Annotated in this window: 1 protein-coding gene; it reads right to left on the minus strand. The window is 69.5% G+C overall.

What is annotated here, in order from left to right; translation table 11 throughout:
- A partial coding sequence (locus IE307_RS46460; RefSeq protein WP_308436463.1) for an NF041680 family putative transposase occupies positions 1 to 1467 on the minus strand: 1467 nt, incomplete at both ends.

The following is a 1467-nucleotide window of genomic DNA, read 5'->3' on the forward strand; positions in this document are numbered from 1 at the left end:
CTTGGGTTTCTGCTTGCTCGTGCTGGTGACGGTGTGGACGTCGTGTCGCGTGGCGGGCCGGTGGTTGGGTGTTCCGGCTAGTCGTCCGGGACCAGGCCTGGAGGGTTTTGGGACGCGTGCTGGGCAGGCGAGTTGTGGGCGTAGGTTCCGAAACCCTCGGCGGACCCGTGCTGGGCTGAGCCGTTGGACTGGGCGGGATTTCTCCCAGGGTCGGCGCAGGTCTTCGGTGAGGTCGCGGGCGAGGCGAAGCTGGGTGTAGGCGGTGATCAGCAGCCAGGTCCATCGGTCCGCGGCGTCGGGTGAGCGCAGTTTCGGGGTGGTCCAGCCGAGGGTTTGTTTGAGCATGCGGAAGGTGTGCTCGATGTCGAAGCGGCGCAGGAACGCCTGCCAGGCCAGGTCCACTTCAGCCTGCTCGAGGCCGGTGCGGGAGTGCCAGAGCCATACCGGTTTCGGGATCGCGCCGGAGGGCAGGCGTTCGACCTGCAGCCGGATCACGGTGCCGTCCAGGATCGGCAGGGTGCCGTCGTGGCCGGCCCAGGCGATGCGGTGCGTCAGCCGTGGGTGCAGCCGGTCCCAGGCCCGGATCAGCGCGGGACCATAGAGCCGGGTCGTGGTCTGGATGGTGACATCCGATGCGCCCCAGGTCGCCGGGTCGCCGAAGGCGAACTCACCGCCATGACGGCGCGGCCTGCCCATCGTGCCCGGCGGCTGTAATGGGACCGGGCGGTGCAGGACCCGATCCGAGCGCATCCGCACCAGCACCGTGATCGGCAGGTCGGCCAGCACGTGGGCCAGCCGGGGCCCGTCGTAGCCGGCGTCGGCGACCAGCAGGATGTCCGGCTCTCCCGGCGACCAGTGCCCGGCGGCGGTCAGCCGGCCCACCACGTCACGGATCTGCCGGGCGGTCACGTTCGCGGCGTTGTCGCCGGGTGCGAGCCGGACCGCGTCCAGCGGCGCGGTCCACGAACCGCGCCCGGTCTCCAGCGCGACGACGACCGAGTAGGGCCAGCCCGGCACCATCATGTGCTGGTCCTTGCCACGGCCGTAGGTGTGACACAGGATCCGCTGCGGGCAGGTGTGCGCTTCCGGGCGCAGCCAGCAGGTCACGTCCACCGCCAGCACCAGCCGCCCGTCCGCCGCACGCGGCAGTGACACCGCGCTCAGCGCGACGCGTAACCGGTCGACGTCGATCCGCCCCTGAGCCAGCGCGGCATAGCCGCTGCCATGACCACGACGATGCTCACCAGTCAGCGACAGCTCAGCAACCGACCGTACTGGCCCGTCCGCGCACAACACCGCGTCGGTGAGTTCGAACAACGCGTCCGCTCGCCGGGGCAGGCACTGGTAGAACTCCTGCCGCAACGCCGAAATCTCCCCGGACGCACGAGCATCCCCGGCATGGTGCACACTGATCAACTGAAGCCCTTGGTCTCGATCTTCGTCTGTCGCAAGAAGAAGAATCGACCA

Origin of the sequence: Lentzea cavernae, from assembly GCF_014653695.1 — a bacterium.
In the GTDB taxonomy this organism is placed as follows: Bacteria; Actinomycetota; Actinomycetes; order Mycobacteriales; family Pseudonocardiaceae; genus Lentzea; species Lentzea cavernae.